The organism is Fodinicola feengrottensis (genome assembly GCF_010993775.1).
GTDB lineage: Bacteria > Actinomycetota > Actinomycetes > Mycobacteriales > HKI-0501 > Fodinicola > Fodinicola feengrottensis.
In genome coordinates, this window is the sequence record NZ_WOTO01000007.1 from 63,208 (window position 1) to 76,042 (window position 12,835).

Here is a 12,835-nt window from a genome sequence, read left to right on the forward strand (position 1 = left end):
GTGTGGTCGATCTGAGCGAAGCCGCGGTGGCGAGGTTGAGCCCGCGCGAGCTGGTGGCCGCGCTCAAACGGCTGAGCCCGGACGACCCGGCGCTGGCGGACGTGGACATGGAGATGGTGGCCCGCCGGATCGACCCGCGGCGGCTGAGTCGCAGCGAGTTCGCCGACCTGCTGTCCGCTATCGACACCCTGGCCGCCGGCGGCGCGAAAGTCGACCTGTCCACCATGGACGCCGCGACTTTCCTGCGGATCATTGGCAAAGCGTCCGGCAGCCAGATCGAGGCGGCGACCGCGGTGCCAGCCGTACGCCGGCGGATCCTGGACGAGCTGTTCCGCCGGATGGCCGACTACTTCCGGCCCGAGCGGGCCCGGGATGGCCGGGTGGTCATGCAGTTTCGGGTGACCGGCGGCAGCGGACCTGGCGGCCTTGACCACTACAGCGTGGTGATCCAGGACCGCGCCTGTACGGTGTCGAAGAATCCCAGCGATGACGCCAAAACCACCATTACGACCGGCCCGGCGGACCTGCTGAGGCTGGCCACCGGGTCGGCGTCGCCGGCGATGATGTTCCTCCGCGGCAAGGTGAAAGTGGACGGCTCGCTGGGCTTCGCGTCCGGTTTTATGGCTATGTTTGAGATGCCTAAAATCTGATCAGTACGTTGCCGCGGTGCTTGCCGGCGAGCAGCTCGTCCAGCGCGCTCGCGGCGACGTCCAGGCCGCCGTCCAGGATCGTTGCCGGGTAGGCGATCTCGCCGCTCGCGAGCCACCGACCGTAATGCGAGTTCCACGCCTGGATCTGGGCGGGCGTGTGCGGGGTCGGGAAGGGCTTGATCACCAGCTCCTTCACGATCGCGGTCATGATGTCCAGCCGCGGATGCGCGCCGACGCCGCTGTCGAGTTGTCCAGCCAACGCACCACAAAGCGCGAACCGCGCGGCGTACGCGGCGGCTTGCACAGCCGCCTCGAAAGTGTCGCCGCCGACCGTGTCGAAGAAAACGTCGATTCCGTCGGCGCGCGCGCGGCCGCCCGGAGCTGGCCGAGCAGGTCGCCGTCGCGGTAGTTGATCGCCGCGTCGAACCCGAGCTCGCCCGTCAAGTAGTCGACCTTCGCCGCGCTGCCGGCCGAACCGATGACCTTCGCGCGCGCGCCGACCGCCTTCGCGATCTGCCCGGCCAGCGACCCGACGCCGCCGGCCGCGCCGGACACGAAGACCACGTCACCCGGCTTGACCTCGGCGATGTCCACGATGCCGTGGTACGCGGTGACGCCCTGGTTCAGTGCGTAGTAGGCCGCCGGCAGCGCCTTATCGACTGGATACGCCTGCGCCGAGGTCAGTACGGCGTACTCCTGCCAGCCCGCCCGATGCACCACTTCGGTGCCCACCGGCAGTGCCGGATCGCGCGACTCCACGACCGTACCGACGGCCGGCCCCCACGGCGCCTCGCGGAGCTGGTAGCCGGGCATCGGCAGCCCCGGATCCTGCCGCATCAGGTCCGCCGTTACGGCGGTGAGCTGCAGATACGTACGTCGTACGTACGAGGACCTGGCCGGCATCCAGGCTGGGCAGGTCGACCTTGTCGATCGCGGTCAGTCCGACGGTGGATTCGGTGCCGGTGCGGTGCTGCGAAAGGGCGACGCGGCGAGTGTTCGTTCGTGGTCATCGTGACTCCTTGTTTCGTTGGTTCCGAGAACGACGTTAGGAGTCATGGCGGACAGATCTTGTCCGCTAGTGTGGACTGTTATGTGGGACACCGCCGGGCGACTTCTGCGCGTACTCGAACTGCTGCAGCAACGGCACGAATGGGGCGCCGCCGAGCTGGCCGAACGACTCGGGGTGTCCACTCGTACGATCCGCCGGGATGTCGACCGGCTGCGGGCGATCGGCTATCCGGTCGACGCGCGTTATGGCGCCGACGGCGGCTATCACCTCGCTCCCGGCGCCAATTTGCCGCCGCTGATGTTCGACGCCGACGAGGCGGTGGCCACCGTTCTTGCCTTACAGGAGTTCAATGTCTCCGGTGCGGAGCTGGTCAGCGGCAGTGCCGTACGAGCGCTGACGAAGCTCGCCGCGGTGATGCCGCGCCGGCTGCGCGGTCAGGTGGAGGCGCTGGTCTGCCAGGTCCGGCACACCCCGCACGGCACGATGCGCGGCCAACGGCCGACCCCGGTCGCGGTGGAGACCCTGATCGCCGTCGCGGTCGCCTGCCGGGAGCGGCGCCGGGCCCACCGCTGCGTACGACGGCGCCGACTGCCTGCTCGACCCGCTGAGTCTCGTACGCGCTGGTCAGCGGTGGTATGTCGTGGCATGGGAGGTCAACTTGGCACAGTGGCGAACCCTGCGCGTCGACGAGCTCACCGACTTCACCGCGCGACCGACCGCCCGGCCGCCGACCGTGAGCCGCCGAGCCCGGATCTTGAGGCGTACGTGGTGGAACACCTGGCCATCCAAACCCAACAGGTCCCACGCGACCGTACGCGTCGAGGCGCCGGTCGCCGCCATCGAGATGTGGATCGACCCGGCCTGGGGCTGGATTGAGCCGGTTGGCGACACGGCGTGCGTACTGCACGTCGGCGCGGACTCACTGGCCAGCGTCGCGCGCTGGTTGCTGCTGCTGAACGCCGAACTGACCATCGTGGAACCAGCCGAACTGGCCACCGAATACCGCAACCTCGCCGCGGTGGCCCTGCGCGCCGCCGACAGCTTCAGCCCTTAGGGGGGCGCAGAACATACGTAGACACCGGTGGCGGGAGGTGATGTGATCTGCCGCATGCGCTTACTCGCGGCGGTGGTCGTTTCTGGGTTGACGGCGGCTTTTCTGGGGGGGGCGCCGCCGGCCGCCGGAGCGGTGATTGCGGCGCCCGGTGAGCCGGGGACCACTTCGCATTTTGACAACGCGCGGAAGGACTGCGTTGGTACGGCCGCGGGCCGGCAGTCGAAGGTGTGGTTCACCGTCGCCGGCGGCATGTTGTCCGACGTTTACAGTCCCACCGTGGACAACACGAATGTCGAAACGATGCAGTATGTGGTCACCGACGGCCAGACATTCACCGACCTGCAGAGCCGGGATATGACTTATTCGGCGCGCAAGGCCGATCCGTCCGGGATGTCCTGCGAAGTGGTTGCACAGCCAAAAAAAACGGCCGATATCGGATCGTGACGACCTATGCCACGGATCCGGACCGGGCCGCGGTGGTGATGGCCGTCCGGTTCGAAGGGGCGACCCGCGGGCTGAAGCTGTTCGTACGGCTGGACCCGAGCGTGAATGGCAACGGCGGCGGTGGCGGTACGAACGGTGGCGCGGACGATGCGACAGCCCAGACCGCCGCGTTGACCGCCGCCGACCCGAACACCGTGACGAATGCGGCGAATCGCGACTATGCGCTGCCAACATCCTTGGCGTTGCGGGCAAACCGGCCTTTCACCGAGGCGTCGGCTGGTTTTGTTGGTACGCCAAGTGACGGCCTGACGCAGTTGGACACCGCGCGCGGATTGACGCCTGCGTACGGGAGCGCTCAGCACGGCAATGTGGAGCTGACCGGCGGGTTGGATACCAGCCACGGCCCGGTCACGCTGGCGCTGGGTTTTGGCCGTAACGCTGACCAATCGGTTGCCGTCGCGGGTGCCGCGCTGGCCTGGCCCTTCGGCTTCACGCTGGCTCGATATGCCGCCGGCTGGGCCGCGTATGACCGGCAGCTCCGGCAGCCGCCGACGACCTTCCCCGGCGTCTCGCCGGCGAAAACGCAGGAGCTGCGGTCGGCGTATTGGCTGAGCGTGAATGTGGTGAAAGCCAGCGAGGACAAGACCTTCCCGGGCGCGATCGTCGCGTCGCTGGCAAGTCCATGGGGTCAGGCGGTCAGCGCGGCCGACAATCCAGACGGAAAGGCGGTCTATTTTGGCTCGTACCGAGAAGTTTTCGCACGAGATCTCTACGAGGCGTACACTGGGTTGCTGACCGCCGGTGATATTTCCACGGCTCGTGACACGGTCCGTTTTCTCTTTGACCACCAGCAGCTGGCGGACGGCCGGATGCCGCGAAATTCGCTGCTCAACGGCAAGAAAGCGCCGGACACCGGTGGTGACCAGCTGGACGAGTCGGCCTATCCGATCCTGATGGCCTATCAGGCCGGCCTCGCCGGCGATGCCGCGCTGTGGCCGAAAATCCGGCAGGCCGCCGACTTCGTGGTCGCGCACGGGCCGTCTTTTGGCTCGGAGCGGTGGGAAGAGCAGGGCGGCTACTCGCCCCTCCACGATCGCCGCCGAGATCGCCGGTCTGGTCGCCGCCGGCCGGATCGCCGATCTGCACCAAGATCCCGCCGCGGCCCGCGTTTACCGCGCGACCGCTGACTATTTCCAGCGCTCGATCAAGGGCTGGACGGTCACCACCTCCGGCCCGTACCTGCCCGGGCGGTATTTCCTTCGACTGTCCAAAACAGGTGACCCGAATGCGGCTGTCTCGTACAGTCTGGGCAACGGCAGCGTCACCGCCGATCAGCGAGCGGTGGTCGACGGCGGTTTCCTTGAGCTGGTACGACTGGGAATCCTGCCCGCCAACGACCCGGACGTGACGCGGTCGTTGCCGGTGGTGGACCAGGCTATTGGCCGGACGACGCCATCCGGGCAGGGCTTTTATCGTTATGGCACCAGCCAGTCCGGCAGCGAAGACGGCTACGGCGACTGTTATGAACCGGATCCGACCACGTGTACGCCCAATGGCAAACCATGGCCGACAGGGAACAGCGGTTCTGGGCACCTGTGGCCGGTGCTGTCCGGCGAGCGGGCCGAGCGCCAGCTCGCGGTGGGGGACCAGTCCGGCGCGGCCGCGCTGTTGGCGGCGATGCATTCGTACGCCTCCGGAGTGGGGCTGGTTCCCGAACAGGACTGGGAAAATCCGGACCTGCCGGCCTCCCCGTACGGCACCGCGCCGGAAACCGCGTCGCTTGGATTCCACAATGGACAGGCGGCTGGTTCGGCCTCGCCGCTGACCTGGGCGCAGGCGCAGGAGGCGCGGCTGACGCTGTCGATCGGACGGACCACCCCGATCGAGCAGCCGGACATCGTCCGCTCGCGCTATGTCGCGCATCCCGCACCGACCGCGCTGGCATTGACGATTACTTCCCCGGCGCCAGAGTTTCCACACCTGACGCGAAAATTCAAGTGACGGGCAAGACCATAGCTGGCGCGACGGTTAGTGTGGCATCCACTCCTACGGAAATCGCTGGCAGCCCGGGGCTGGTCACGACGACCGCCGGCGCGGACGGCTCGTACGCCGCGACGGTGCCACTGGGTTTTGGCGCCAACACGATCACCGCGGCCGCCAGCAAGGGATCGGCGACCGGTTATGCGCAGGTGTCGATCAGCTCGGACGCGGTCCCTGGCACGGTGGTGTTGGACACCGCCGATCCGGCCGGCGACGACGCCGGACCGGGCACGTACGCGTACCCGACCGCGAGCGATTTCCAGGCAGGTGCCTTTGATTTGACCCGCTTCCAGGTGATCAACGCCGGTGCGACCACCTATTTACGAGCGACTCTGGCGGACTTGACGCCGACCTTCGGATCCCCGCTCGGCGCGCAACTGCTCGATGTTTACGTACGTGACCCGGCAAAGGGACCGGATGCCACGACAGCCGCGTACCCGTCCCGAAACTATGCAATCGCCGCCGACTCGGCATGGTCGCGGTTCATCGAGGTGCAAGGCTTCGCCGACCCGGTTTTCACCGACGCGAGCGGCACTTCGCTCGGTCCGGTCAGCGTGACCGCCAGCCAGGTCTCGAAAACCATCACGATGGCGGTGCCGACCGCCGCCCTGGGCACCCCGACCAGCGGCTGGGTTTTCACCCTGGCGCTGCATGGGCAGGACGGATTCACCACAGACAAGGCCCGGGCTTTCGCCGCCACCGCGCAGCCTTACGCCTTCGGGGTGTGTAGGGGCGGCGTGAGTTCACCGATCTGCGCGCTTGATCCGAACGGCGTTCCCAAGCTGATCGACACCATCCCGCCAGCCGGGGTCAGCCAATCCGCTGAGTTGGACCCGACGGCCGGTCCGGTCACCCTGCACGGCTTCCCAGTGCCGTAGGCCGCCTGCGTCTATTGTGCGGTAAGGGCTGGTCAGGGGGATGGTTGTGGGAGATCCGTGGGCGAAGATCGATCCGAGCCGGCTGCGACCGTTGGGCGCGGCCGGCTTTCAGGAGCCGATGCTGGCGACGCTGACCGATCGGCGGTTCAGCGACCCGGACTGGATTTTCGAGCGCAAGCTGGACGGGGTCCGGGCGATCGTCGTACGGGACGGCGGCCGGCCGCAGCTTTTCTCACGTAACAACAAGACCATGGACCGGGCGTATCCAGAGCTGGTCGACGCGCTTGACGACCAGCCGGAGACCCGGTTCGTCGCGGACGGCGAGATCGTCGCCTTCGACGGCCGGCAGACCAGCTTTTCTCGCCTGCAACCAAGGATGCACCTGACCGACCCGGCGAAGGCGCGGGCAACTGGCATCGCGGTTTTCCTCTATTTGTTCGACCTGCTGGCGTACTCATCGGTCGACCTCACCCAGTTGGACCTGCGGGCCAGGAAAACCTTGTTGCGGGCCGGTTTCCATTTCGATGACCCGATTCGTTATGCCAGCCACCGCAACGAGAATGGCGAGGATTTCTACCGGCAGGCATGCGCGTCCGGCTGGGAGGGCCTGATTGCCAAGCGGGCCGCGTCCACGTACCAACACGGCCGGTCGAAAGACTGGCTGAAGCTCAAATGTTCGTACGGTCAGGAGTTCGTGGTCGGCGGTTTCACCGACCCGCAGGGCTCGCGCTCGGATTTCGGTGCGCTGCTGATGGGGCACTATGCGGACGGCGACCTGCACTACGCCGGCAAAGTCGGCACCGGTTTCGATCAACGCACCTTGCGTGACCTTCGCCGCCGGATGGAGCCGCTGATCCGGTCCACCTCGCCTTTTTCGCACCCGGTCCGGGACAAGGTCGACGAACGGACCGTGCACTGGGTGGGTGGAGCCGGAGCTGGTCGTACAAATCGAGTTCAGCGAGTGGACCGGCGACGGCCGGCTCCGGCATCCACGTTTTGTTGGGCTGCGGCAGGACAAACCCGCTCGCGAGGTGGTACGTGAAGCCGGGCCGGCACTTTAAAATAGACCTAAACTGTTTCAGAAGGGTGAGCCTTGAAACTTCCAGGCCTGGTGCTGACCGACCATGTCTTCGCTGTGCCGTTGGACCACACTGATCCAACCGGGCGGGCCATCGAAATCTTCGCGCGCGAGGCGGTCTCGCCGGACAATGCCGGCAAGGAGGTGCCTTGGCTGCTCTTCCTGCAGGGTGGGCCGGGCGGCAAGTCGCCGCGGCCGACCGGTGCTGACAGTTGGCTTGGCCGCGCCGTGAAAAAACTCACCGGGTCCTGCTGCTCGACCAGCGCGGCACAGGCCGCAGCACGCCGGTGACGGCGCGTACGGTCCGCGGCATGGACGCCGCCGCGCTGGCCGCGTACTTGCGCTGTTTTCGGGCTGACAGCATTGTCGCTGACGCCGAGCTGATCCGAGCCCAACTGCTCGGTGAAGCGCAGTGGGAGACCCTCGGGCAGAGCTACGGCGGCTTCGTCACGTTGACGTATTTGTCGAAGGCGCCCGAGGGCCTGAGGGCGTGCTATGTCACCGGCGGACTGGCCGGGCTGACGGCCACCGCTGACGAAGTGTACGCCCGCACTCTTCCGAGAGTGGCGGCCAAAAACGCCGCGTACTATCGGCGCTATCCGGAGGATGTGGCGGTGGTCCGGCGGATTGCCGACCATCTGGAGTCCGCGGACGTACGGTTGCCCGACGGCGACCGGTTGACCTCTCGGCGTTTTCGGCTCATCGGCAGCTCGTTTGGCATGAGCGACGGCTATGAGCGGGTGCACTGGCTCCTGGAGGAGGCGTGGCATGGCGACGAGCTCGCCGACGGATTCCGCCACCAGATCATGTCCGCGACCGGATTTGTCGACACTCCCATTTACGCGCTGCAGGAATTCACGTACGCGCAGGGAAAGGGCGCGACCGCCTGGTCGGCGCAGCGGGCGATCGCGGACCTGCCGGAGTTCTCTCCCGAGGCGGATCCGCTGCTGTTCACTGGCGAGACGATGTTTCGTTGGATGTTCGACGAAATCGCCGCGTTGCGCCCTTTCGCCGGTGCCGCCGATCTGTTGGCGGCGGCCGATGACTGGCCGCCGCTCTACGATCTCGAACGGCTCGCCAGCAACCAGGTTCCGGTGGCCGCGGCCGTCTATTTCGACGACATGTACGTGGATTCGGGGCTACAGCTGGAAACCGTACGCGCGATCGACAACGCGCGGGCCTGGGTGACCAACGAGTTCGAGCACGACGGCCTTCGCCAAGGCGGAGTCCTCGAACGCCTGATGGACATGGTCGCCGGCCGTTGTTAGCGGACGTGAAGCAGGGATTGCGCGGGCGCGTCATGATGGGGCCTAGCGAAGGGAGGCGAGCGCGGTGCGGCCGTTGACAGGGACCGATCCGCGGGCGTTGGCGGCTATCTGTTGTTGTCGCGCCTTGGATCGGGCGGCATGGGCGTGGTTTATCTGGCCCGTTCCGCTGGCGGCCGGCTGGTGGCCCTGAAAGTGATGGACGAGGAACTCGCCGCCGAACCCGCGTTCCGGCAGCGTTTCCGTCAGGAGGTCGATGCCACCCGCGTGCTGGCCGGCGCCTTTGCCGCGCCGATGGTGGAAGCCGATGTCAGCGACACGGCGACCATGCCGTGGCTGGCCACCGCGTACCTGCCCGGCATTTCCTTGCAGGAGACGGTGACTCGGCATGGGCCGCTGCCAGCAGCGACGGTGTGGATGCTCGCCGCTGGTTTCGCCGAAGCGCTCGCGGCGGTCCATAGAGCCGGGATTGTGCACCATGATCTGACCCCATCGAATGTCATGCTCCTCACCGACGGGCCGCGGCTGATCGACTTTGGTCTGGCCGCCCTGGCTGGCGCCAGTTCCCGCACCCGTACGGCCGAGCCGCTGGGCTCACCAGCGTACGTTTCGCCTGAGCAGGCACTCGGTGAAAAGGTCGGCACCGCCAGCGACATGTTCTCGTACGGTGCCGTGCTGGCATTCGCCGCCACCGGCGCCGGGCCGTTCGGAGATGGGCCGGCCCACACTCAGCTTTATCGGGTAGTCAACGAAGAACCGAGTCTGGCAGCGGTGCCCGATGAGCATCTTCGGCAGTTTTTGGCCTATTGCCTCGCCAAAGATCCGGCTGTGCGGCCAACTTTGCAACGAGTGATGCAAGGGATGGAGCCGATCGTGCGGCAGGTGGCCGCCGCCGGTGGTCACTGGCTGCCGCCGGCGGTGCTGGTCGAGATCGCGGATCGGACTCGTACGGCCGAAAACGCCACTCTGCCGGCCCGCTATCGGCCTTACGTCTCGGCCGATGACACCGCCTTCGGGCGATTGATCAGCCGGCGCACGCTCTTTCGGGGCGCTCTCGGCCTCGCTGGCGTGGCCGCCTGTATCGGCGGTTGCAGCACGTTCGTGGCAGTCAAGCATTCCGTGCGATATCCATGGAGCTTCGACGAAGAAGGCGCGCATCTGGTGGTTGCCGGCAACCTGGCCTTCGTTTTCACCGCGCCCGACAACCTGTATGCCCTGGACGCCCAGACGGGGCGTCAGCTCTGGACGGCGAAGACCAGGGAATATCCCGACCGACCCGACATCGTGGTGGCCAATGGAAATGTTTATGTTTTCACTGGCAACGAGACCAACGTCTTCAACGCGACTACCGGTCGGAGCGCCTGGGCTAACAGTGACGCGTGGTACGGCCCGGCGACAGTCTCGGGCGACACTCTTTACTACCAAGGTCCCCTTCCCGACAACTCTCTCACCGCCGTTGATGCCCGCACGGGGGGGGGTTGAGCGCTGGCACGGCCTCGCCCTAAGCGGCCTGATACCGCCACTGGTGTGCGGCCAGATCGTTGGTGTAGTGGACGACGGAACAATGGCGATCCATGGTATAGACGCGCGCACTGGGAAACAGGTGTGGTCTTACCAGACGGGTTCAAGTTCTTCCCTGGACGCGAAGTTTCTCGCTGGCCGTGATCATTTCTATTATGGCAACCAAGGTCGGTTCCTCGCGATCGGCGCCGCCAGCGGAAAGGTGAGTTGGCAAACGACGGGGCCAGTTGCCGCGCCGGTGCTGGTGGGCAATACCTTCTACCTCGGAGCGCAGGGTGGCACTCTGCACGCGTACGACGCCACCAGTGGAAAACTCAGATGGGCTTTCCCGGTTGGCGCCGAAGATGACCAGTTTGGCGCCGGCACCCAGCCGACGGAGGCCGACGGGATGGTCTATTTCCATGGCAGCAAGGACAAAGCCTTCGGGCTGGTCGCCGCCTCCGGGAAGAAGGTGTGGGAGCTGGATGTGTCCAACCCGAACGTGCCAAACGGTGCGCCGGCAGTGCTCAATGGCGTTGTTTACGTCATCCAGGACGAAAATTATGTCAAACAGTTGGCCGCGGTGGACGCCCGCACCGGAAAGGTGCTGGACACCCGGGAGCTTTCCGACTTTGGCGAGCTGACGATCGCTGGCCGGGAGCTGATCTACGTCCAAACGGGGGCGGGCATCGTCGCGCTGAGGGCGGTGCGGTGATGGAACCGTTGACTGGCACTGATCCGGCCTTCATCGCGGGCTATGAGACGCTCGGCAGGCTGGGCGCTGGTGGGATGGGCGTGGTCTATCTCGGGCGTGCCCCCAGCGGCCGTTTGGTGGCTGTCAAGGTTATCCGGGCCCGGTTTGCCGGGGATCTGGAGTTCCGCGCGCGATTCCACCGTGAGGTTGCCGCGGCTCGGGTGGTCAGCGGTGCTTTTACCGCGCCCGTCATCGATGCTGACCCAGACGCCGACCAGCCCTGGCTTGTCACCGCGTACGTGGCAGGGCTCGCGTTGGATGAGGCGGTCCGCGATTTCGGTCCACTGCCGGTCCAAAGCGTGCGTACGCTCGCCGGAGGTCTGGCCGAAGCACTCCGGTCCATTCACGCGGTGGGTCTCGTCCACCGAGATTTCAAGCCCTCCAACATGTTGCTTGCGGCCGACGGGCCACGGGTGATCGACTTCGGGATTTCCCGCGCGCTGGACGCGAGCAAGCTCTCACCCAGACCGGTTTCCTGGTCGGCTCGCCGGGATTCATGTCCCCCGAGCAAGCCGCTGGTCAAGCGACGGGCCCCGCCTCAGACGTCTTCTCGTTTGGTGCCGTATTGGCGTATGCCGCGACTGGGCGGGAACCTTTTGGCGGCGATGGCCCGATGCCCGCCCAGATCTACCGAACGCTTTACACCGAACCAGACCTCACTGGCCTGGATACCCCTTGGCTGCGCGAGATTACCCTTGCCTGCCTGGACAAACAGGCCGAGCGGCGACCGACGGCCCAGCCGCTGTTGGACTTCCTTTTGGTGTCCGCGCCACCGAGCCCGGCTGGCCCCTGGCTCCCGCCGGCGGTCATGGCCGCTTTGGCGCAACGCGTGCAACAGTCCGAGCACCTGCTCGAGATTCACCGGCTGGCCACTGAAAAGGCCGCCGCCGAACGGCGACGGAGGTCGCGGCGAGCGGTCATCAAGGGTGCCGCGGGGGTGGCCGTACTGGCCGCTGTCGGTACGGGTTCGGTGGTTCTCATCGTCGAGAACTCGATACCGCCCCGGAGTCCGGAGTGGTCAGGCCTGCGGGTCACCACCACACCGTTGTCCCCGCCGAACCCTGGTGGTTGGAACTACACGAAAGAAGCGCAACTGGCCGGCCCGCACGGCAGTGTTGGCATCTCGTGGTCGGCGGTCGGGGATGAACTCGACTCCCACGAGGCGGCGGATCTGCACACGTCGGCGATACGAGCGCGGCCCGGCCAGAAACTGCTCGTCGCGGCCGTTGATCAGATGGTCACCTACGCTGCTTTTCCACCGGGCAAGGCAAACCCTGTTGTCGTTAAGCTCAAAGTGGGAGACCAGTCGACCGACCTGAAGAACCTGCCGCTGTCGGAGAATTCCTCGACAACCCAAGTGATTGTGGTGGGCGCGGCGCCGACGACGCCAATACGTCTCCAGTTGGTCGATGCCGGCCGGATGGCCGAGATGGACCTGCGGACGGCAAAAGTGATCGACAATCCGTACCAACAGTTCCAGTCCGACGCCGCCTGGACGGGATCAGCGACGGCGACGGCCTTCTTTTATGGCCAACCAGTGACCACCGAAAATCTCCGCTTCCGTCGGACTGTCGACCAGCAAACAAGTCGCATCGATCGTCAACTACTTTCCTGGCAACGGCTGGGCGCCTCCGGGAAAGGCTTTCCTCGCCGTGCCAGCACCCGTCCTTTACGGCAGCTTTCTCTATCCGACCGAAGTTCAGTGCGACGACTCCACCGCGTTTTCCTTCCATCTGCCCAGTGGGGCGGTGGTGCCCGCCGACCGGCATGCCCGTACGACCATCCTGTTGGACACTTCGGGGATCACACCTGTGCCGGTCACCTTCCTGGTGCCCGCCGACACTCGCGGCGGGCGCATCGTGCTCGACCTGAGCAAATCGCAGCTGAGGGACATCAGTTCCTCGGGGGCCACGACCCACCGCTGGCAGAAGGCACCCACTTTCGCACTGCCGCTCAAGTTCCCCGAGCTAGGGTGCGGCCTTGACAGGCCCGGCGGAACCACCTTAGCTAAAGCGATTAAGTGGACGTCCGACGCGTCGCGCTGGGGGTAACGCCGATGTCAGCACCGCAAGCTCGGAATGACGACGAGGTCCGGCGCGGAGGTCTCAGCCGTCGGGGATTCCTCGTGGCGGCAGGCGCCGCTGGCCTGGTTGCGGGGATGGC

General features: G+C 66.2%; 14 protein-coding genes and 4 pseudogenes. 16 read left to right on the forward strand and 2 right to left on the reverse strand.

Annotated features, from left to right (window positions below; translation table 11 throughout):
- The first annotated feature begins 2 nt into the window (after positions 1–2).
- Entirely contained in the window at positions 3–650 is a 648-nt protein-coding gene (locus tag GNX96_RS08315) for an SCP2 sterol-binding domain-containing protein (protein WP_279579787.1), read from the forward strand.
- On the opposite strand, the gene GNX96_RS50150 is transcribed toward GNX96_RS08315, so the two are convergent.
- Both GNX96_RS50150 and GNX96_RS08320 read right to left on the reverse strand, forming a co-directional pair.
- Positions 640–858, reverse strand: a complete 219-nt coding sequence (locus tag GNX96_RS50150; protein WP_279579788.1) for an MDR/zinc-dependent alcohol dehydrogenase-like family protein — start codon at positions 856–858, stop codon at positions 640–642. The genes GNX96_RS08315 and GNX96_RS50150 overlap by 11 nt on opposite strands.
- On the reverse strand, positions 855–1,487 hold the full coding sequence (locus GNX96_RS08320; protein WP_279579789.1) for a zinc-binding dehydrogenase: 633 nt from the start codon (positions 1,485–1,487) through the stop codon (positions 855–857). Before GNX96_RS08320 ends, GNX96_RS50150 begins: the two co-directional genes overlap by 4 nt.
- Positions 1,488–1,506: 19 nt before the next feature.
- Here GNX96_RS08320 and GNX96_RS50155 point away from each other — a divergent pair, with 19 nt between their 5' ends.
- The 15 genes and pseudogenes from GNX96_RS50155 to GNX96_RS62900 form a co-directional block, all read left to right on the forward strand.
- Positions 1,507–1,665, forward strand: coding sequence for a hypothetical protein (locus GNX96_RS50155; RefSeq protein WP_279579790.1), 159 nt, complete (start codon positions 1,507–1,509; stop codon positions 1,663–1,665).
- A 75-nt stretch (positions 1,666–1,740) separates the two neighbouring features.
- Positions 1,741–1,911 (forward strand): annotated as a pseudogene (locus GNX96_RS50160) (HTH domain-containing protein); the annotation flags it as partial.
- A gap of 592 nt (positions 1,912–2,503) precedes the next feature.
- On the forward strand, positions 2,504–2,713 hold the full coding sequence (locus tag GNX96_RS67085) for a hypothetical protein (protein ID WP_452124464.1): 210 nt from the start codon (positions 2,504–2,506) through the stop codon (positions 2,711–2,713).
- A 42-nt stretch (positions 2,714–2,755) separates the two neighbouring features.
- Positions 2,756–3,157: a hypothetical protein gene (locus tag GNX96_RS50165; RefSeq protein ID WP_279579791.1), complete on the forward strand. Its 402-nt coding sequence runs from the start codon at positions 2,756–2,758 to the stop codon at positions 3,155–3,157.
- Positions 3,154–4,344: a glycoside hydrolase family 15 protein gene (locus GNX96_RS50170; RefSeq protein ID WP_279579792.1), complete on the forward strand. Its 1,191-nt coding sequence runs from the start codon at positions 3,154–3,156 to the stop codon at positions 4,342–4,344. Before GNX96_RS50165 ends, GNX96_RS50170 begins: the two co-directional genes overlap by 4 nt.
- A complete protein-coding gene (locus tag GNX96_RS50175; protein ID WP_390623956.1) occupies positions 4,289–5,158 on the forward strand; it encodes a hypothetical protein in 870 nt (289 codons plus the stop codon). Before GNX96_RS50170 ends, GNX96_RS50175 begins: the two co-directional genes overlap by 56 nt.
- Positions 5,155–6,075: a glucodextranase DOMON-like domain-containing protein gene (locus tag GNX96_RS50180; protein ID WP_279579793.1), complete on the forward strand. Its 921-nt coding sequence runs from the start codon at positions 5,155–5,157 to the stop codon at positions 6,073–6,075. The genes GNX96_RS50175 and GNX96_RS50180 overlap by 4 nt, the downstream gene beginning before the upstream one ends.
- Positions 6,076–6,193: 118 nt before the next feature.
- A pseudogene (gene ligD / locus GNX96_RS08340) lies at positions 6,194–7,136 on the forward strand (non-homologous end-joining DNA ligase).
- Positions 7,137–7,168: 32 nt separating this feature from the next.
- Positions 7,169–7,444 (forward strand): hypothetical protein, encoded by a 276-nt coding sequence (locus tag GNX96_RS50185; RefSeq protein WP_279579794.1) that lies wholly within the window; start codon positions 7,169–7,171, stop codon positions 7,442–7,444.
- Entirely contained in the window at positions 7,441–8,421 is a 981-nt protein-coding gene (locus GNX96_RS08345) for an alpha/beta fold hydrolase (protein ID WP_279579795.1), read from the forward strand. The genes GNX96_RS50185 and GNX96_RS08345 overlap by 4 nt, the downstream gene beginning before the upstream one ends.
- A 114-nt stretch (positions 8,422–8,535) precedes the next feature.
- Positions 8,536–9,900, forward strand: a complete 1,365-nt coding sequence (locus GNX96_RS08350; protein ID WP_279579834.1) for a protein kinase domain-containing protein — start codon at positions 8,536–8,538, stop codon at positions 9,898–9,900.
- The gene (locus tag GNX96_RS08355) at positions 9,878–10,633 is read left to right on the forward strand and encodes a PQQ-binding-like beta-propeller repeat protein (protein WP_279579796.1); all 756 of its coding nucleotides are present in this window, start codon (positions 9,878–9,880) and stop codon (positions 10,631–10,633) included. The genes GNX96_RS08350 and GNX96_RS08355 overlap by 23 nt, the downstream gene beginning before the upstream one ends.
- Before the next feature lie 74 nt (positions 10,634–10,707).
- A pseudogene (locus GNX96_RS50190) lies at positions 10,708–11,094 on the forward strand (protein kinase domain-containing protein); the annotation flags it as partial.
- Between the two features lie 53 nt (positions 11,095–11,147).
- Positions 11,148–12,656: a hypothetical protein gene (locus GNX96_RS08360; protein WP_452124465.1), complete on the forward strand. Its 1,509-nt coding sequence runs from the start codon at positions 11,148–11,150 to the stop codon at positions 12,654–12,656.
- A 72-nt stretch (positions 12,657–12,728) separates the two neighbouring features.
- Positions 12,729–12,824 (forward strand): annotated as a pseudogene (locus GNX96_RS62900) (twin-arginine translocation signal domain-containing protein); the annotation flags it as partial.
- Between the last annotated feature and the right edge of the window lie 11 nt (positions 12,825–12,835).